This is a genomic window from Pseudomonas graminis, assembly GCF_013201545.1.
Lineage (GTDB): Bacteria > Pseudomonadota > Gammaproteobacteria > Pseudomonadales > Pseudomonadaceae > Aquipseudomonas.
This window is the reverse complement of sequence record NZ_CP053746.1, coordinates 3,782,025-3,801,137: the sequence shown is the minus strand read 5'-3', so window position 1 is coordinate 3,801,137 and position 19,113 is coordinate 3,782,025. Positions and strand designations below refer to the sequence as shown.

Here is a 19,113-nt window from a genome sequence, read left to right as displayed (position 1 = left end):
AAATAGGGGAAGAGCTTACAAGGCTCTTCCCCTATTTATGACGTTTAACACCAGACCCCGAGCGGGGTCCGGTGATTGCCGGGGACTTAGGCCAAAGTGGCTTTAGCTTTCTCGACAATCGCAGCAAACGCCGCTTTTTCGTTCACTGCCAGATCAGCCAGAACCTTACGGTCGATCTCGATCGACGCTTTTTTCAGGCCAGCGATGAAACGGCTGTAGGACAGACCGTTGATACGCGCACCAGCGTTGATACGAGCGATCCACAGAGCGCGGAACTGACGTTTTTTCTGACGACGGTCACGGTAGGCGTATTGGCCAGCCTTGATTACCGCTTGCTTGGCAACACGGAATACGCGTGAACGCGCGCCGTAGTAGCCTTTAGCAAGTTTCAGAATTTTTTTGTGACGCTTACGGGCAATGACGCCACGCTTTACACGAGCCATGAGTTAATTCCTCTGTTCTTGATCAAAATTAGCAAAGGCGCAGCATGCGCTTGACTTTTGCCACGTCGGACGGATGCAGCAAGCTGCTTCCACGCAATTGACGCTTACGCTTTGTCGACATTTTGGTCAGGATGTGGCTCTTGAAAGCGTGCTTGTGCTTGATGCCATTCGCGGTTTTCAGAAACCGTTTAGCTGCACCACTTTTAGTCTTCATCTTTGGCATGTTCGGATACTCCGCATTCAGTTGATAAACATAACCGCAAGGCCTGCCGTGCCCTGGTGGTTATTTCTTCTTTTTCGGGGCGATGACCATGATCAGCTGGCGTCCTTCCATCTTAGGATGCTGTTCGACCGAGCCGTATTCGAGCAGGTCAGCTTCAACCCGCTTCAACAGCTCCATCCCCAGCTCCTGGTGGGCCATCTCACGACCGCGAAATCTCAAGGAAATCTTGGCCCTGTCCCCGTCACTCAGGAAACGTACCAGGTTGCGTAGTTTTACCTGGTAATCCCCTTCCTCCGTCCCTGGACGAAACTTGATTTCTTTTACCTGGATCTGCTTCTGATTCTTCTTGGCGGCAGCAACCTGTTTCTTCTTCTCGAAGATCGATTTGCCGTAGTCCATCAGTTTGCAAACAGGGGGTACTGCATCGGCGGAAATTTCCACCAGATCCAGTTTGGCCTCTTCAGCCTTAAGAAGCGCGTCTTCAATTGACACAATCCCAAGCTGCTCACCCTCAGCCCCAATTAAACGAACCTCACGTGCCGAGATATTCTCGTTGATCGGGGCTTTCGGTGCAGCTCGTTTATCTTGTCTCATTTCACGCTTAATAATAATTACTCCGAATCTTGGCGACCACGCCGGGAAACCGCTTGTGCAAGGAACTCCGAGAACTGGGCGACCGGCATCGAGCCAAGGTCTGCGCCTTCACGTGTACGCACAGCGACAGTTTGTGTTTCAACCTCCCGATCCCCAATCACGAGGAGATACGGAATTTTGAGCAACGTATGCTCGCGGATTTTAAAGCCGATCTTTTCATTTCTCAAGTCGGACTTGGCACGGAATCCGCTTTGCGCCAATGTTTTTTCCACCTCAAGGGCAAAATCAGCCTGTTTGTCAGTGATATTCATGATCACTGCTTGAGTTGGAGCCAGCCACGCAGGAAACGCGCCTTCGTAATGCTCGATCAGGATTCCGATGAAGCGCTCGAAGGAGCCAAGAATTGCGCGGTGCAACATGACCGGGTGCTTGCGACCGTTGTCTTCCGACACGAATTCGGCGCCCAGACGGATCGGCAGGTTGAAATCGAGCTGCAGAGTACCGCATTGCCAGACGCGACCCAAGCAATCCTTGAGAGAAAATTCGATCTTCGGACCGTAGAACGCACCCTCGCCCGGTTGCAGATCGTACGGCAGGCCAGCACTGTCAAGGGCTGCAGCGAGTGCGGACTCGGCGCGATCCCATAACTCGTCGGAGCCGACACGTTTCTCCGGCCGGGTCGACAGCTTCATTTCGATGTCTTTGAACCCGAAATCGGCGTAGACGGCCATGGTCAGCTTGATGAACGCGGCGGATTCAGCCTGCATTTGTTCTTCGGTGCAGAAGATATGCGCGTCGTCCTGAGTGAACGCTCGAACACGCATGATGCCGTGCAGTGCGCCCGAAGGTTCGTTGCGGTGGCAAGCGCCGAATTCGGCCAGACGCATCGGCAACTCGCGGTAGCTTTTCAGGCCCTGATTGAACACCTGCACGTGGCAAGGGCAGTTCATCGGCTTGATGGCGTAGTCGCGGTTTTCCGACTCGGTGGTGAACATGTTCTCGGCGTAGTTCGCCCAGTGCCCGGACTTCTCCCACAGGGAGCGGTCGACGACCTGAGGCGTTTTGATCTCCAGGTAGCCGTTCTCGCGCTGGGTCTTGCGCATGTACTGCTCGAGAACCTGGTAGAGCGTCCAGCCGTTCGGGTGCCAGAAGACCATGCCCGGCGCTTCTTCCTGGGTATGGAACAGGCCCAGACGCTTGCCGATCTTGCGGTGATCGCGCTTTTCGGCTTCTTCGATGCGCTGAATGTAAGCCGCCAGCTGCTTCTTGTCGGCCCAGGCCGTGCCGTAAACGCGCTGCAATTGCTCGTTTTTGGCATCGCCGCGCCAGTAGGCGCCGGACAGCTTGGTCAATTTGAATGACTTCAGAAAACGGGTGTTCGGCACATGCGGACCGCGGCACATGTCGACGTATTCTTCGTGGTAGTACAGGCCCATGGCCTGCTCGTTTGGCATGTCTTCGACCAGACGCAGCTTGTAGTCTTCGCCACGGGCCGTAAACACGTCGATCACTTCCGCGCGCGGCGTGACTTTTTTGATGACGTCGTAATCCTTTTCGATCAGCTGTTGCATGCGCTGCTCGATCGCCGCCATGTCGTCCGGCGTGAAAGGACGCTCATAGGCGATATCGTAATAGAAGCCATCATCGATGACCGGGCCGATCACCATCTTTGCAGTCGGATAGAGCTGCTTGACGGCGTGGCCAACCAGGTGCGCGCAGGAGTGACGAATGATCTCCAGGCCTTCCTGATCCTTGGGGGTGATGATTTGCAGGCTCGCATCGGTGTCGATGATGTCGCTGGCATCAACCAGTTGACCGTTGACCTTGCCGGCCACGGTGGCTTTGGCCAGGCCCGCACCAATGGATGCTGCGACCTCGGCAACGGATACCGGGTGATCGAAAGAACGTTGACTGCCGTCGGGAAGAGTAATAGTTGGCATGGCGCCTCCTCTCCTAGTGGTGACCCCTACCAAAGGTCACGTGGGTGGGATAGAGCCAGTACGCGATTCGGTGGTATGCCTGCCTCACAGTGGCAGGAGCCCGAAGGCCAACGTGAAGACCGAACCAGAGTGACTGGAACTTACGAAATCGACAGAACTTGCAGCAGGGCACCGGGGCCCCGCGAGACGCGAGCTAATCTGCAGGCGCGCATGCTATCACAGCGTTACGGCAGGGTCAGCTAAACGGTGGTTGGCGTCGCACGCGGATCACCAATTGCACCAAGCCGCAGCAGCGCCACGGAACTGGTGCGCTTCAAGGACCTCAGATTATCCGTAGTACATGTTCAAGGCCTGACACCTCGACGGCCACCGACAAAAAGGAAATCACCATGAAGCTTCTACGCGTTGCCGCCCTTCTCGCCCCGCTGGCCCTGACACTGCCCCTCAGCGCTCACGCCGCGATGGATGCGAAAACCAAGACCAGCTACATGAACGAATGCACCACCGCAGCCACCCAGAGCAATCCATCGATGGACGCCAGTGCAGTCAAAGCGCACTGCGAGTGCGGCGCTCAACAGATCAACAAGAACTTCTCCGACAAGGAGATTGCGTCGCTGAATGACAAAACGACGCCTCCCAGTACCGATATGACCTCTCGCCTGCAGGCTGCGGTGAGCAAAAATTGCCTGAACGGCAAAAAATAAAAAATTTACATTTCCTTGATGCCCCACACCGGGGCGTAAAGAAACGGGTCAAGGCTGACACGCTGAAGGCCACGAATTCTGCGGGTTTCAGGCATACCAGAAGGGTTTGCCGATGCACCCGTTGATGATGGAAAACAGGCCTCTGGAGCGCCTTTGGGGCGTTATATCGAGGATGCTGACGCAAAGTTCTAATCGAAAAAGTCCAGCATTCACACAATTCGACTATGATAGCGCTCGTGTGCCCAGTTGGCCTGAGCAACACAGCACTACTGAAAATTATGTTCCTGGAGATACACCATGTCTAATCGCCAATCCGGCACCGTAAAATGGTTCAACGATGAAAAAGGCTTCGGCTTCATCACCCCACAGGGTGGCGGCGACGACCTTTTTGTACATTTCAAAGCCATTGAATCCGACGGTTTCAAGAGCTTGAAAGAAGGCCAGACTGTTTCCTTCGTGGCTGAGAAAGGCCAAAAGGGCATGCAAGCTGCTCAGGTTCGCGCGGAGTAATCCCAGCGATCTGAAAAAACCCCGTCACTGACGGGGTTTTTTTATGCCTGCGATTCGGTCATGGGGAAAGGTTATCCGCAATTGACGCGGCTGACCTTGCCTGAATCATCGGTATTCAGGTTAAGACGGTCCGAGCGGTATTCCAGTGTCACGATGTCATGGGGCCCGAGCACTCTGGCGGTCTGCGCGCCGGCCTTGGCCTTCGCCTGATCCAGCAATGCCGCTGAAGCCGGCTTGCCAACAGCGAACTGCACCGCTGCCGCGTCACAACGGGCATAACCACCAGCGGAACTGGCCGGGGAACTGGCGACGCTCTCCTCAGGCTGGCTCGTAGACTCCGACGTGCTGCTGCAACCGGCCAGCAGCGCTGCGGCGAGCACCAGACCTGATGATGCGTATTTCCAGGGCATACAACCTCCTAACGTTTAACTAAAACAGAACCTCTGCGACAGCGGTCGAGCGGCTTCGTTTCGCCACGGGTAAACCAGGGCAAGCAAACCTCCCCTGTCGAGGACAGCGCAGGAGTCTGCCCCAAGCGTCACTCGCCCGGCGCATTCAATCGTGACAAAACGTTTAAAAAAGCGCCCGCAGGACCCATTGAGCGGGATGGGCGCGGCTCAGTAGACGTCCACGTAATCCGTGGTGGGGTTGGCCCAGTTGTCGCGAAGGGCATTGTAGATCTGCGTCACCCATACGGCATCGCTGGCCGCCACCGGGCCCACGCAACCGGAACCGGCCGCCCAGGTCTCCAGACGAAACAGCAGTCCCCCAATGTCCACGCCACCCACCGCGTCGCTGGAAATCCACGCGCGACCGTCACGGCTGACGCGCAACTGGTTATGCACGCCATCCTGCGCAGCCGCGATCATTTGCCGGACGGCGTCGAGGGTGAGGGAATCGGGATTATTGAGATCGATAGACACGGTTTTGCACCTTGATTGCTCTGCGCCGAGCATCGGGATGCCACACGGCGCAGCACGGCGGATTTACTTCAAAAGACCCAGGCGCTGAGTCAACAAATCAAAAAAGCCCTGGGCATCACCGTTTTCCACCCAGAACACATTTTTGTTCTGGGCAAGGGTGTCGTACCAGTCGGCGATGGTCTGGCCGTGGGTCACACCCTCACGGTTATCGATCACCAGATTGACCTGCCTGCCGCTGAACAGCTCCGGCTTGATCAGCCAGGCAATCACGCTCGCATCATGCACCGGCCCGCCGGGCAGGCCGTAATGGACCATGTCAGCCTTGACGTACTCGTTGAGGATACCGCTGACCAGCTTGCCGGCCTGATTGTTCAAGCCATCGATCTGCTTGATACGCGCTTCGCTGGTGAGGATCTTGTGGGTGACGTCCAGCGGCACGTAGGTCAGCTTCACACCGCTGGCCAGGACAACCTTCGCCGCGTCGGGGTCGGCGTAGATATTGAATTCGGCCACCGGGGTGATGTTGCCACCGTTGAAGTGGGCGCCGCCCATGACCACGACTTCCTTGATGCCCTGGGTGATTTCCGGCGCCTGAATCAGCGCGAGCGCCAGGTTGGTCTGCGGCCCGAGCATGGCGATGGTGATGCTGTGGGGCGCAGCTTTCTTCAGGGTATCGACCAGGTACTGCACGGCATTGCCTTCAGCCAACGGCTTCTTCGGCTCATGCACTTCCACGCCCGGCAGTCCTTCCTTGCCGTGAATGTTTTCGGCGTAGATCGGCGTGCGCACCAGCGGTTTGCCCGCACCGGCGTACACCGGCACTTCTTCGCGGCCGGCCCATTCCCGAGCCAGCCGGGCATTGCGGGAGGTCTTGTCGATGCGCACGTTGCCCGCCACGGTGGTGATCGCCATGACGTTGAGTTCTTGCGGCGACGCCAGCGCCAGGAGCAGTGCGACGACGTCGTCGGCGCCCGGGTCGGTGTCGATGATCACGTCGCGCTTCTCGGCGGCATGCACGGACGTGGCGGATAACATGGCCAACAGCGCGGCACTCCTGATCAGTCCGGTGAAAAAATGTCGGGTTGTGTTCATGGGAACTCCTTGTTCCTGACGGCTAGAGATGAAAAAACGGCGTTAAAAAACCACGCCCGCCACCAACGCAATGTTGGTGTATGGCTGGCATTCGCCGGTGCGGATGATAGCCCGAGCACCACGGCTCAGCTGTTTCAATGCGTCATGACTCACCAGGCGTTGCTCACCGAGGCCGCCCGAGGCATGCAAGCTCGAAACGGTGGCCAACGCTGGCGGTTGTTTCGACAGCATCTCTTCGGCGAGGACATGGCTCTCGACCTGCATTTCAGTCAGCACCACATTCAGCACGCTTAGGAAATCGGGCACACCGTGGGTCAGGGCCAGATCGATCAGCTCAACGCCCGCCGGCACAGGCATGCCCGCATCTACGATCATCAGGATGTCACCGTGCCCCAGGGACGCGATGGCGCGGGACAAGGCGATGTTAAGCAGCGGTGTTTTTTTCATGATTGATGCCCCTGTGCGGCGGAGTGTGCCGCGGAGGCCTGAACCTCGGCGAACGTCGGAATGGAAGGCTGGGCGCCGGAACGGGTAACGGAGAGCGCCGCTGCAACCTGACCGAAGCGAATGGCGTCCGACTCGGACTTGTCATCGGCCAGCGCCGCCGCGAAGCCGCCGACAAAGGTATCGCCTGCCGCCGTGGTGTCAACGGGCTGGACCTTTGGCGCCGGGAAGTGCTCGGAGCGCGACGCGCTGGCGAACAAGGCGCCCTGCTCGCCCAGCGTGACGATTACCTTGCTGACGCCGGCTTTCAGCAATGCTGATGCAGCGGCGTCCGCGCTGGCGGTGCTGTCGACTGGCAAACCGGTCAGCGCGGTGGCCTCGCTTTCATTCGGGATCAGGTAATCGACCCAGGCGAACCACTCGGCCGGCAGCGGGCCACTGGCCGGCGCCGGGTTGAGGATGACGGTCTTGCCCAGTTCGTGGCCGCGCTTGAGCACGTGGCCCACGGTGTCGAGCGGCACTTCAAGCTGGCAGATGATGACGTCGGCACCGGACAGCAGCGCATCGAAGCTGTCCACCACGGACGCGGTGACGTGGCCGTTGCCGCCGGCCACGATCACGATAGCGTTCTGGCTGCTGTCATCGACGACGATCAGCGCAACGCCGGTGGACTCGCCGGAGACCGGGGTCACTGCCTGGCAATCGATGCCTTCGGCCAGCAGCGCGGTGCGAAGTTGTTCGCCGTAGGCATCATCGCCGACGCAACCGATCATGGCGACACTGGCGCCCAGTCGCGCCGCCGCCACCGCCTGATTGGCGCCCTTGCCGCCCGGCACGGTGACGAACGACTGCCCGGCCAGTGTTTCTCCGGCCCGGGGCAAACGCGGCGCGCGCGTCACCAGGTCCATGTTCAGGCTGCCCACTATCACTACTTTTGCTTGCATGACGTCTACTCTTCAGAACACTTTTCAGACCGGGCGGAGCGCTCGGCTTAACGAAATTCGGTAAATACCTGGGGTGGAGGCGCTGTGGATTCGCGCAGCACAATACTCGGCGCAACAACCAGGTGTTCGACAGCGGTTTCGCCCCGCGCCGAGATCCGCCGCAGCAGCATCTCGGCAGCGCGCTCGCCCAGTTGCAGAATGGATTGGCCGACGGTGGTCAGGGCCGGGTAAACGTACTGGCTCATCTGGATGTCGTCGAAGCCAATGACCGACAGATCCGCCGGGACCCGCACGTTACGCTCGGCGGCGGCGCGCAATACGCCGATGCCGACCATGTCGTTGGCCGCAAAAATCGCCGTAGGCGGATCCCGCTCCAGCAGTTTCACCGCAGCCAGATAACCACTGGGCCCGGTGAAATCGCTCTCCACCACCCAGCTGTCCGGCACGTCGACCGAGGCTTCCTGCATGGCGCGGTGATACCCCGCCAGACGCATCTTCGCCACAGTGGTTTGCGCCGGGCCGCAGATACAGGCGATGTGCCGGTGGCCGAGGGACAGCAAGTGGGACGTCGCCAGATACGCACCCAGCTCATGGTCGATGCGCACCAGATCAGCCGTCACGCCGTCCAGGTCGCGGTCAACGATGACCAAAGGCGTTCGTACCGCGGACAAGCCCTCGACGAGGCTGTCTCCGCCGCCGACCGACGACACGATAAGGCCGTCGACGCGTTTTTCCAGAAGCACGCGCAGGTAGCTGCGCTGCTTGTCGGGGTTGTCATCGGAATTGCAGAGGATCACGCAGAAGCCGTTACGCTCGCAGTAATCCTCGATGCCCCGGGCCAGTTCGGCGAAGTACGGGTTGATGCCGTTGGGGATCAACAGGCCGATGGTCGCCGTGGCCTTGGCCTTGAGCGACCGCGCAACGGCGCTGGGCACGTAATCCAGCTGCACGATGGCGGCTTCGACCTTCTTGCGCACCTCTTCACTGACCGGTCGGGTGCGGTTAAGGACATGGGACACCGTGGTGTAGGAAATCCCGGCAATCGCCGCTACATCCTTGATGGTTGCCATGTCAGCCGCGCCGCCGCGCGCGGTTGCTGCGGTAAGTATCGAGGACCACCGCGACGACGATCACGGCACCAGTGATGATGCGTTTGGTCGGTTCGGTCGCGCCGATCTGTGCCAACCCTGCCGCCAGCACCGAAATGATCAGCACGCCGAAGAAGGTGCTGATCACCGAACCGCGCCCGCCCATCAGACTGGTGCCGCCAATAACCACTGCTGCAATCACTTGCAGCTCAAGGCCGGAACCGGCGTTGGGATCAGCGGCTTCAAGGCGTGAAATCTGGAACAGCGCGGCAACACCCGCCAGCAGGCCCATCAGCGAGAACACGAGGATCTTGTAGGGCTTGGGATTGATCCCCGCCAGACGCACGGCTTCCTCGTTGGTGCCGATGCCGATCAGGTAGCGGCCGAACACGGTGCGCGTCAGCACGGCCTGGGCGGCGAAGATGACGATCAGGGCAATGACAAACGAAGGCGAAATACCGAATGCGAAGGGATTGGACAGCCACGCAAAGGAGTCACCGATGTACGCGGTGCGCGAGTCGGTCAGTTGGTATGCCACGCCGCGGGCCATTTCCAGCACGCCAAGGGAGACGATGAACGAGGGAATGCGCCACGCCACGGTGATCGAGCCGGTCAGCGTACCGGCCGCCGTTGCGCAGGCGATGCCCAGCAACGCCGACGGAAACACGCCCCAGCCCCAGCCGAGCATGGCCACACTGACCGCCGAAGCAGCCAACGCGAGCACCGAACCCACCGACAGGTCAATGCCGCCGATGATGAGGATGAAGGTCATGCCGACCGCCAGCACCATCAGGTCGGGAATCTGGTTGGCCAGGGTGCTGAAGGTTTCGTACGACAGGAAATGATCGCTAAGCAACGAGAACAACACGATCATCGCCAGCAGTGCGCCTGCCAGCCCGAGGTAGGTGCCCAGGCCGAAGTAGTTGCCGCTGCGCTTGCCCGGAGACGGCAGCGCGGCAGGAGAAGTAGAAGTTTTCATCAGTCGATCCTGGGCGCAGCTTCAGACAGCAGCGCGTCACGTTTTTGATAGCCCGCGAAGGCAGCGGCAAGCAGTTCGTCCTGGGTCCAGGTGTCGCGCTCGAAGGTGTCGATCAGGCGCCCGGCAGACAGCACGCCGATGCGGTCGCAGATCAGCATCAGCTCGCGCAAATCACTGGAGACCACCACCAGCGCCCTGCCCTGACGGGTCAGTTCACCCAGCAGCGCGTATATGTCGAACTTGGCGCCGACGTCGATGCCGCGCGTGGGCTCGTCGAACAACATCACCTGGCAATCGCGCTCCAGCCAGCGGCCGATCACGACCTTCTGCTGATTGCCGCCCGACAGCTCCGACACCAGTTGCGTCGGGCTCGAACTGCGAATGCGCATGGCGCCCACCTGACGCTGAGCCAAAGCGATCTCAGAATTGCCGTTGACCACGCCGGCACTGGAAATGGCTTCCATGTTGCCCAGCGCAATGTTGGCGCTGATCGATTGCGACAGCAGCAACCCCTCGCCCTTGCGGTCTTCGGTGATCAAGGCGATGCCATGACCCACGGCGTCCACCGGCGATTTGATCTGCACGCTGCGCAGCGGGCTGCCGACTTCGATGCTGCCGCTGTCGGCCACGTCCGCGCCGTAGATCAGCCGCAGCAGCTCAGTACGCCCGGCACCGATCAGCCCGGAAATCCCGAAGATTTCACCGGCCCGGACATCGAAGGAAACATCGCGGACCTTGTCGGCGCGATTCAGGCCTTTGACCGACAGCGCCACTGCGCCAATCTTGCGCTCGCCCAGATCGATCTTCTCGCCCAGTTCACGGCCAACCATCAACGTGACCAACTGCTCGCTGTTGTAATTGGCCATGAAGTCAACGCAGACCAACTTGCCGTCGCGCAACACGGCGATGCGCTGGGCGACGCGGGCCAGTTCTTCCAGGCGGTGGGAGATGTAAATGATGGAAACGCCGCGATCCTGTAGACGGGTGATCTGCTCAAAGAGCATTTCCACCTCACGCGCCGTCAGCATCGCCGTCGGCTCATCGAGAATCAGCACGTGGCAGTCGCCGATCAGGTTGCGGGCGATTTCAACCATCTGTTGATGGCCGATGCCCAGTTCGCTGACCAGCGTGTCCGGGTCGATGGCCTCAAGGCCGACTTGCGCCATGGCCTTGATCGCATCCTCGCGCAGCTTGCGACGATTGATGAAACCGGCACGGCTGGGCAGGTTATCGAGAAACAGGTTTTCCGCCACCGACAGCGTCGGCAGCAGATTGAGTTCTTGCATGACCATGCGCACGCCGAGCTTTTCGGCCTGGGTGCGACTGGCAGGCTGGTAGGGTTGCCCCTGAAATTGCATCTGGCCGGTGGTGGGTGTGACCAGGCCGCCGATGATTTTCGACAGCGTGCTTTTACCGGCGCCATTTTCCCCGGTCAAGGCCAGCACTTCCCCGCGCATCAGCGTCAGGTCGATGTCACCGAGTACGGGTTGGGCGTAGGTTTTGCCAATACCACTGACAGATAGAACAGCGGCCTGAGCAGACGCTGACATAACGATCTCCACGCACCTGCCCTCACGGGCAGGCGGTACATATTTGGAAAACTGCGGGTTTGGAATGAGTTGGCTGAGAAACCAGGTCGGCTTATTGCGGCTTGGTCACCAGCTCGACCGGGGTTTCGATCACGCCGTTGGTGATCTCGAGCTTCTCGCCCTTGACCATTTTCAGGGCGGTGTCGATACCGAATACAGCCTGACGCGCCGCGAACTGGTCAGCGGTGGCCAGAATGCGGCCGTCCTTCAGCATCGGCTTGATGGCGTTGATGTTGTCGTAACCGACGACCTGAACCTTGCCCGCCTTGCCTGCCGCACGTACTGCCGAGACAGCGCCCAGCGCCATGCTGTCGTTACCGGCCAGCAGCGCTTTCAGGTTCGGGTATTCGTTGAGCATGGCGGACGCAACGGCGTTGCCCTTGTCGATTTCCCAGTTACCGGACTGCGTGGAAACGATCTTCATCTGCGCAGCGTCCATCGCGTCCTTGAAGCCCGCGGTGCGTTGCTGCGCGTTGGTGGTGGTCGGCACGCCTTCGATGATGCCGACTTCAGCACCCGCCGTCAGTTGCTTGGCCAGGTAGTCACCCACCAGCTTGGCGCCCTTGCGGTTGTTCGGGCCTACGAAAGGCACTTCCATGCCTTTGCTTTTCAACACCTCGGCGTCCAGCTGGTTGTCGATGTTGACGACTTTGATGCCCGCGTCCATGGCCTTTTTCAGCACCGACGCCAAGGCCTTGGAATCGGCCGGGGCGATGACCAGCGCGTCGACTTTCTTGACGATCATCTGGTTGACGATGTCGATCTGGGCGGCCGTGTCGGACTCGTTCTTGATGCCGTTGGAAATCAGGTCAAAGTCAGCGGAATGCTCTTTTTGATACACCTTGGCGCCGTCTTCCATGGTCAGGAAGAATTCATTGGCCAGGGATTTCATCACCAGCGCAACGGTCGGCTTTTTCGCGTCGTCGGCAAAGGCAGATGATAGAGGCAGGGATGCAGCAGAAGCGGTAAGCATGGCAACAGCAAGAAGACGTGCAGCGAATGGCAGCTTCATGGATCACTCCGACATTATGATTGTTGTTATCGGCAGCGTTTACGCGTCAAGGACAGCTCGACGGAATCGCAAACGTTTGCGTGACCGAAACTATGGGAAGCGCCGGGGCGTTTGTCAACTCAGTAAAGCAGGAATTTTAGAGCGGGCCATGTATCGCCCTGCTCCTCCGATTGCCGTCGCAACGCGCATGGCCTGCGGCCTGAATCGGAGGATAGAAAGGAAGGGTGAATCATGCAGCTAAGCTTAAGCACGTTCCTGATAAGCGGTCGAACGGCGGCCAACAGCATGCTTTTCCAGGTCGTGTTTAAGGGTGGTAACCAGATTGGCGATAGCCCGACTGGAATTGAGCGAGCTGACCGGAATACCCGCAGCAAGCAGATCTGCGTGGCCCCTCTCGCGATCGAATATCTGCACCATTAATTGATCGTTGGCATCGATGGTGCACTTGCACTTGGCAGGCAGGAAGCCTGATTCGACGATATGGCAGAGTTCAAGTGTGGAGATCATGGCAAATTTCCTTATTTAGTTATGCACGGTGGATGTCGACCGGTGCCAGCAATTCCACGAGTTTGTCATTAATGGGACGAACGGACATAACGCAGGTCACCGGGTACGCGTCCCCTCAATTCTCAGGAGTATTGCCGTTGCAACAACGCATCGTTGAGCGCTGCGGTTTCAGCCGCTTGGATGGCGTAAATGGCGCGGGTTTGACGGGGTCATGCAGGAAACAAATCAGTAAGCTGAGCGGCCCGGAAGTGGCCATTAGCCAATAACCTTGCGCGGCAGTGAACTAATCACGCGCGCGGCGGCCAGAGGGGCTCGCACTGCAACATGGCAGTCGCTGCACAAGCAAGCTTTCTACAGTATTTGGAGCGCAAGATGGGTCGGGGCAACAACGAGTTTGAGTTCTGGTGGGGCACGTCAGGCCCGTGGGTCGAGCCTCCGAATGTACGCCGCAGCGGGACCAGCGGCGTGCAGCGCGTGGTTCACGATGGCAAGACGTTCTACGTCAAACGCCAGACCGGCCATCTGTTTCGCAGTTTGCGCTACCCTACCGGGCGCCCGACTGCACTGCGTGAAGGCATCGCGCTGACAAAACTTGAAGAGCTCGGCATCAACGCGCCACGTCCTGTGTTTTATGGCGCTCGCAAGGTTGCCGGCGTGTGGCAAGGCGTTCTGGTCACGAAGGATCTGGGTGGCTTCATCGATCTCGACACCTGGTATGCACAGGGCGGCGCCGCCACTCTGAGCACCGAGCAACATCAGCGACTCTTCAAGCGTCTGGCTGAAACGCTGGCGAAAATGCACCTGGGCAAGTGGCAGCACGGCTGCATGCGCTCCAAGCACATTTTCATCAGGGCGACCGTCACTGACACGCGCTTTGACTTCGAACTGGCGCTGCTGGATCTGGAAAAATCCCACGGGCGAATCACCGCGATGGGTGCCGCCCGTCACGACATTCCGCAGCTCAGAAGGCATTCATTCTGGGATGAGTCCCAATGGCAGTACTTTCTGTCGTGCTACGAGCAGGCGATGGGCCGAGCCGTCTAGACGACGCAGCCGCCCTTCATGCCATGCGACACGCGGTATGAAGGGCTCACAGCGAAGGGCTCAACCCATCAAGAGGCGTGACCGGCCTGCTCCCTGATCAACGCCGGCACCCGCCGATCGCTGATCGCCTGCGCCACTTTTGTCGCGATATCGGCGCGGCTGAACGGCTTGGCCAGCATCTCGAAACCGGCAATCTGCTTCGACGACTCGCTGGTGTAACCCGTGACAATCAGCACCGGCAGCGCAGGCAGGACTTCGCGCAGACTCAGGGCGAGCTGCGTGCCGCTTTTCTCCGCCATCAGCTGATCGGTGACAAGTACGTCCGGCCGCAAGCCTGCGCTGACCATCTGTTCGGCAGCAGAGGGCGACGCCGCTTCGGTCACCCGATAGCCCAAGTCACGCAGTTGCAGTGCAACGGTGTAGCGGACCAGTTCTTCGTCATCCACCACCAGCACGTGAAAAGGGTGATCCGTGCCAGGCGCCGGGTCTGCGTCGACATCGGCGCCCGCCGGTGTCTGCACGTCGGCGCTGGAAATCGGCAGCCAGATGTCGACCCGCGTACCAAGACCCGGCGCCGACTGAATGTCAAAACCACCGCCCGATTGAAGGGCCAGCCCTTGCACCATCGACAACCCCAGGCCGGTGCCCTTGCCGACGCCTTTGGTTGAATAGAACGGCTCAACGCAGCGCTGCAATATGTCCTCGCTCATGCCGCTGCCGTTATCCGTCACTGTCAGCCTGACGTAGCAACCCTGCCCCGGCGCCGGACCCAGCCCCGGACCGTCGGCCACCACCTCGGAGCAGGCACTGATCTTCAGGTAGCCGCGTTCGGCGATTGCGTCACGCGCATTGACCGCGAGATTGAGCACGCCCAACTCAAGCTGATGGGGATCAATGAGGATGTTCGGCAATCCTGGCGGAATCTCGACGATGACTTCAATGGTCGGCCCCAGCGAGCGCTGGATGAGGTCGCGCATATCGTTGACCAGGCTGTCCAGCGCCACGACTTGAGGTTTGAGTGTCTGCCTGCGGGCAAAGGTCAGCAGACGACCTACCAGGATTCGCGCGCGATCCGCCGCTTGCAGCGCAGCGTCGATCAGCCGATGGGAGCGGTCGTTGCTGACTGGCTGGCGTCGCAGCAACTCCAGCGACGTCATGATCGGCGTCAGCAGGTTATTGAAGTCATGGGCGATGCCGCCGCCCAACTGACCCACCATTTCGATCTTGCGCGACTCGTGCAGCAGAGAAATGGCCGCCTCGCGCTCGGCCACCATGGTGGCGACGCGCTGTTCGAGACTCTCGTTGAGTTCGATCAACTGATGTTCAGCGCCAACCCGCGCGGTGATGTCGACGCAAACAAACAGCAAGCCGCTGAGGTGTTGTTGCGCGTCGAGCAGCGGCGTCACATGGGTCTGCACCCAGACGACGGAGCCGTCTGCGAGGACATGGTGCTGGGTCAGCTCAAAGGGCGCTTCGGCGGTCAGGAATGTCTCGTAGAACATCGGCTGCGAATTGGCTGGCAAGTCTTTCTGTAACTCGAGGATCGAGCGGCCGGCAATCGCCTGACGTTGCAGCCCCATGATCTCGCAGTAGCGATCATTGACTTGCTGGAAGACGCCTCGGTGATCACACAGCGCAATCCCGGCGCCCGCCTGCTCGAACATTCCGGCAAGTTGCGCGGAGCTGGCGTGTAGCGCCGCTTCGGACCGCATGTGGTTGATCCACTGCCAGCCCAGCTTGGCCGCTTCTTCGATGATATGGATGTCATGAGGGCTGCATACCCGCAGCCCTTCGAACTCGACCGTAAACACCCCGGCCAACGTGTCATGGCGCATCAGCGGGACATGCACGACCAGACTCGCCGTGCCGTCTGGCTGAAGTGCGCCGGCGTACGAGTTGGCCAGAACAGGATCGGCATTTGCCGCCGCTTGCACGGTGGCACCCTGACGCAACGCAGAACAGGTGTCATCGCCGACAGAGATCAGCCCTGATCGAGCCGTCACCTCACCTTGCCGGTATTCACGGCGTAGGCCGAACTCACCGACCTCGTCAGCCTCTGCGATATGGACACGGGCGGCGCCCAGCTCGCCACCGATACGCCGTATGAGGTCCGCTTCGATCTGCTCGGGGTCGTGAATGGACGGAAAAGCCTGGCCCAGCTCAAGCAGCAGCGCCTGACGACGCTCGAAATGAACGCGCTCGGTGGTTTCAGTGACAATGCAAAGCACACCGCCGACGGATCCATCGTTCTGGTGCACCGCAGAATAAGAAACGTCAAAGTAGACGGTCTCACCGTAACCGTGCCGCTCGATATAGAACGCGCGATCTTTGGCAGCAAAGGTTTGCCCGGTTTCCCGTACGCCACGCAGCAGCGGCTCGAGGTCGTCCCATAGCTCGCGCCAATTCTCGATGGCGGGACGGCCGAGGGCGCGGGGATGTTTCTCGCCAATGCTCGGCGCATAGGCGTCGTTATACAGCGCCACGAATTCGGGCCCCCAGAAGAGCACGATCTGCGCCTGCACAGGAAGAATCGTGCCCATCAGGGCTTTTAGACTGTCCGGCCAGTCAGAGGGCAGGCCGAGGGGCGAGCCGTCCAGCAATGAGGACTGAAGCAGATCTCCGACCGCACCGCCGTTGGCAAGGAAACGCAGGGGTGCTGCGCTGAACCCGGTGTTGGGTGGGGTATCCATAATTAGGGCCTGACAGGAAATATCGTGAGCAGATAGCCTCGTTTAGAGCGACGTTAATGCGAATATGTTCCACTCAGATTGGCACGACTTTGCATAGAGCCGGGCCCGGTGGCCATGCCAGCCGGGCCTTGGCGTGGCTCAATCCTCTTCTTTGACGGTGGCTACCTCGTCAGCGCGAACGCGGATGGTTTTGCCGGAGATGTCTTCGAACTCATAAAAGCCGTCTTTGCTCTTGGTCTTCGGCGCATCCTTGGTCACGTACTGCGTACCGTTTTGCAGGGTGACCACGGTGGACGTGGAGCAACCTGCCAATGCTGCACAGCAGGCGAACGCGACCGGCATCAGCAATGATTGAATCTTCATAAAGCCTCCTGGTTTGCATGACTCGTGCGCAGTGCGATTGAGCGCTGAATCGTCGTGTAGCAGATCAGATCAGCCGGATCGACTTTGGTTCGCGGCCCGAACAATCAGCCGAAAATTCAGCGACTTGAGTCAATCACGGTTTTTGTCTGATCCGTAGTTGCGAAACGTCCGACACTCAAATACTGTATGCGCATACAGCGAACAGGAGGGTCACTTCGTGTCTGACACCCATGCAGCAACCGCAGCATCGCCAGGGCACTACGAGCGCATGGCCGTGCGGGTGCAGAAAATCATCAATTCCCAGAGCGCGCAGAAAGCCCGCGCGGCACTGATTTTTCGGCTGGCGGACGAGCTTGAGGACGACTGGAAACAGTTGCTGGAAGAGATCGACGAGAACGACAACGTGACCCTGGCCTGGCGAGACGACGGCGGTGTGCAGATTTTCTGGACAGTGCCCAAGGAAGATTGACCTGCAAACCGCCCTACCCCCTTGATGAACTACCCAGTTGGAAAACATGCTTAGATTTTGTGTCGCACTGCTTTGGGCTTTTACCTTCCTGCAAACCGCTTCCGCTGACGTCAACATTGGCACCTGGAACCTGGAGCACTTGAGCGTGCGCCCGAACAAGGACTTCCAGGGCATTGCCAAGGTCGCGCAGCAGGTCGATTTTCTCGCCGTTCAGGAACTGATGAGCGAAGACGCGCTGGAGGCGCTGGCCAAGGAGCTGACCCGGCAGACGGGCAAGCACTGGAGTTCGATGGCATCCCACGCCGTCGGCCGCTCTTCCTACAAGGAAATGTACGGATTCGTCTGGCGGGATGACGCCGTTGCCTATGAGGACGGCGCCGTGAGCTACCTCGACCGCAGCGACACCTTCGAGCGCGAGCCCTACTCTGCGCAGTTCCGCTCACTCAAGGACGGCAAGACCTTTGTCGTGGCCACCGTGCACATCCTGTATGGCAAGAACCAGGCGGACCGTTCTTCGGAAATCGTCGCCCTGTCCAATTACTGGACCTGGCTGCAGGAAACCTACCCGGGCAACAACCAGATCATGTTGATGGGCGACTTCAACACCCCGCCCAACTCGCCCGCGTGGGACAAGCTCGACGGCAGCGCCAGGCCGCTGGTACTTGATGGCGCCAGCACGCTGTCGACCAAGGATGGCAAATTCGCCAACCTTTACGACAACATCTTCATCAGCAAGCAGTCGGCGATCCGGGTGAACAAGGTCGAGGTGTTCGATTACCCGAAATTCCTCGGCCTGACACACGCCAAGGGCCGTGACAGCGTGTCCGACCACGCACCGATTTTTCTCAGCGCCAGCTTGAGCGGCGGCCACGGGGCGACCAGCGCGTCTGCCATCACCGCGCAGGCCCGGCCCATTGCGAGCAATTCAACGAAGCCCGTTGCGAGTGCCGGCGGTAGCGCAGCTGACCTGACGCTGGCGATTCGCGGCAACAAGAAGACCCTGGTCTACCACCGTCCGGACTGCCCTTCGTACAACGCAATCGCCGAGAAAAATCGGGTTGAGTTCAAAAGCCCGGCGGCAGCTGAAGCGAAGCATTACCACTTGGCCGGCAACTGCCATTGATCCGCAGCGGCAGACACGAGTCCACGTTTCCGTCGCCTGGCACACAGTGGCAGGCGACGGATAGCTGTTCGAAAACCGAATGACCGCTTGAGTCATTCACGCATCGGATTGCAGGATCCAGCCCTCGTGCAAGCTCTTCATCAGATGGGTAAATTCAGGCTTCGAGGGGACTCATTTTATTCATTCAACGCTTTTGGATGCATGGCCAATATCCATATCGATATGGCACATCGCCGCCCATCGGCGAGCGATTTTAAACGCTCACAAAGGTGTGTAATTCTCTGGCGGGCCAGCCGCTCCGCAGCCTGTTGGCGGACGTCCCGCCCCGATCAAGAGGCCTTAAGATTCAATGCCATCTGGACTTGGTCAGCCTGTATCGATCTTGAAGTGAAGTGACGGTAACGACGATGCAGTCGACCTCCATGCTGTCAG

The 19,113-nt window shown here is 59.4% G+C and carries 21 protein-coding genes; 5 read left to right on the top strand and 16 right to left on the bottom strand.

The window, feature by feature from the left end; all coding sequences use genetic code 11:
- Positions 1-86 precede the first annotated feature (86 nt).
- Genes rplT through thrS form a run of 4 tightly spaced genes read right to left on the bottom strand, consistent with a single transcriptional unit; the run spans position 87 to position 3,200 of the window.
- A complete protein-coding gene (gene rplT / locus FX982_RS17015) occupies positions 87-443 on the bottom strand; it encodes a 50S ribosomal protein L20 (protein ID WP_007905879.1) in 357 nt (118 codons plus the stop codon).
- 28 nt (positions 444-471) lie between these two features.
- On the bottom strand, positions 472-666 hold the full coding sequence (gene rpmI, locus FX982_RS17010) for a 50S ribosomal protein L35 (RefSeq protein ID WP_003442181.1): 195 nt from the start codon (positions 664-666) through the stop codon (positions 472-474).
- A 60-nt stretch (positions 667-726) separates the two neighbouring features.
- Entirely contained in the window at positions 727-1,278 is a 552-nt protein-coding gene (gene infC, locus FX982_RS17005; protein WP_172613086.1) for a translation initiation factor IF-3, read from the bottom strand.
- On the bottom strand, positions 1,278-3,200 hold the full coding sequence (gene thrS, locus FX982_RS17000) for a threonine--tRNA ligase (protein ID WP_122538259.1): 1,923 nt from the start codon (positions 3,198-3,200) through the stop codon (positions 1,278-1,280). Before thrS ends, infC begins: the two co-directional genes overlap by 1 nt.
- A gap of 389 nt (positions 3,201-3,589) precedes the next feature.
- Between thrS and FX982_RS16995 the strand changes: the two genes are divergently transcribed.
- Together FX982_RS16995 and FX982_RS16990 are read left to right on the top strand one after the other, a co-directional pair.
- Positions 3,590-3,904, top strand: a complete 315-nt coding sequence (locus FX982_RS16995; RefSeq protein ID WP_172611732.1) for a hypothetical protein — start codon at positions 3,590-3,592, stop codon at positions 3,902-3,904.
- 297 nt (positions 3,905-4,201) lie between these two features.
- Positions 4,202-4,414 carry a cold-shock protein gene (locus tag FX982_RS16990; protein ID WP_065991529.1) on the top strand — a complete coding sequence of 71 codons (213 nt, stop codon included), beginning with the start codon at positions 4,202-4,204 and terminating at the stop codon, positions 4,412-4,414.
- Between the two features lie 71 nt (positions 4,415-4,485).
- Here FX982_RS16990 and FX982_RS16985 read toward each other — a convergent pair whose 3' ends face one another.
- The 10 genes from FX982_RS16985 to FX982_RS16940 form a co-directional block, all read right to left on the bottom strand.
- The gene (locus FX982_RS16985; RefSeq protein ID WP_172611731.1) at positions 4,486-4,824 is read right to left on the bottom strand and encodes an I78 family peptidase inhibitor; all 339 of its coding nucleotides are present in this window, start codon (positions 4,822-4,824) and stop codon (positions 4,486-4,488) included.
- 207 nt (positions 4,825-5,031) lie between these two features.
- Positions 5,032-5,337: a hypothetical protein gene (locus FX982_RS16980; RefSeq protein ID WP_172611730.1), complete on the bottom strand. Its 306-nt coding sequence runs from the start codon at positions 5,335-5,337 to the stop codon at positions 5,032-5,034.
- Between the two features lie 63 nt (positions 5,338-5,400).
- Positions 5,401-6,429: a nucleoside hydrolase gene (locus FX982_RS16975; RefSeq protein ID WP_172611729.1), complete on the bottom strand. Its 1,029-nt coding sequence runs from the start codon at positions 6,427-6,429 to the stop codon at positions 5,401-5,403.
- Positions 6,430-6,471: 42 nt separating this feature from the next.
- The gene (gene rbsD / locus FX982_RS16970; RefSeq protein ID WP_172611728.1) at positions 6,472-6,876 is read right to left on the bottom strand and encodes a D-ribose pyranase; all 405 of its coding nucleotides are present in this window, start codon (positions 6,874-6,876) and stop codon (positions 6,472-6,474) included.
- Positions 6,873-7,817 (bottom strand): ribokinase, encoded by a 945-nt coding sequence (gene rbsK / locus FX982_RS16965; RefSeq protein ID WP_172611727.1) that lies wholly within the window; start codon positions 7,815-7,817, stop codon positions 6,873-6,875. The genes rbsD and rbsK overlap by 4 nt, the downstream gene beginning before the upstream one ends.
- A 47-nt stretch (positions 7,818-7,864) precedes the next feature.
- Entirely contained in the window at positions 7,865-8,887 is a 1,023-nt protein-coding gene (locus tag FX982_RS16960; protein ID WP_172611726.1) for a LacI family DNA-binding transcriptional regulator, read from the bottom strand.
- A 1-nt stretch (position 8,888) separates the two neighbouring features.
- Positions 8,889-9,884, bottom strand: a complete 996-nt coding sequence (locus FX982_RS16955; protein ID WP_122538241.1) for an ABC transporter permease — start codon at positions 9,882-9,884, stop codon at positions 8,889-8,891.
- Positions 9,884-11,434, bottom strand: coding sequence for a sugar ABC transporter ATP-binding protein (locus FX982_RS16950; RefSeq protein ID WP_172611725.1), 1,551 nt, complete (start codon positions 11,432-11,434; stop codon positions 9,884-9,886). The genes FX982_RS16955 and FX982_RS16950 overlap by 1 nt, the downstream gene beginning before the upstream one ends.
- A gap of 91 nt (positions 11,435-11,525) precedes the next feature.
- Positions 11,526-12,485 (bottom strand): sugar ABC transporter substrate-binding protein, encoded by a 960-nt coding sequence (locus FX982_RS16945; RefSeq protein WP_172611724.1) that lies wholly within the window; start codon positions 12,483-12,485, stop codon positions 11,526-11,528.
- A gap of 243 nt (positions 12,486-12,728) precedes the next feature.
- Complete coding sequence (locus tag FX982_RS16940; protein WP_172611723.1) at positions 12,729-12,992, bottom strand: DUF1652 domain-containing protein; 264 nt, start codon at positions 12,990-12,992, stop codon at positions 12,729-12,731.
- Positions 12,993-13,364: 372 nt separating this feature from the next.
- On the opposite strand from FX982_RS16940, the gene FX982_RS16935 reads away from it, so the two are divergent.
- Entirely contained in the window at positions 13,365-14,036 is a 672-nt protein-coding gene (locus tag FX982_RS16935) for a lipopolysaccharide kinase InaA family protein (protein ID WP_172611722.1), read from the top strand.
- Positions 14,037-14,104: 68 nt separating this feature from the next.
- Here the strand turns inward: FX982_RS16935 and FX982_RS16930 are convergent, their stop codons facing one another.
- Entirely contained in the window at positions 14,105-16,726 is a 2,622-nt protein-coding gene (locus FX982_RS16930; RefSeq protein ID WP_172611721.1) for a PAS domain-containing protein, read from the bottom strand.
- Positions 16,727-16,864: 138 nt separating this feature from the next.
- Positions 16,865-17,089 carry a YgdI/YgdR family lipoprotein gene (locus FX982_RS16925; RefSeq protein WP_037010898.1) on the bottom strand — a complete coding sequence of 75 codons (225 nt, stop codon included), beginning with the start codon at positions 17,087-17,089 and terminating at the stop codon, positions 16,865-16,867.
- A gap of 268 nt (positions 17,090-17,357) precedes the next feature.
- On the opposite strand from FX982_RS16925, the gene FX982_RS16920 reads away from it, so the two are divergent.
- Positions 17,358-17,558: a DUF1654 domain-containing protein gene (locus tag FX982_RS16920; RefSeq protein WP_074887522.1), complete on the top strand. Its 201-nt coding sequence runs from the start codon at positions 17,358-17,360 to the stop codon at positions 17,556-17,558.
- 46 nt (positions 17,559-17,604) lie between these two features.
- The gene (locus FX982_RS16915) at positions 17,605-18,681 is read left to right on the top strand and encodes an endonuclease/exonuclease/phosphatase family protein (RefSeq protein WP_172611720.1); all 1,077 of its coding nucleotides are present in this window, start codon (positions 17,605-17,607) and stop codon (positions 18,679-18,681) included.
- The last annotated feature ends 432 nt before the right edge of the window (positions 18,682-19,113 follow it).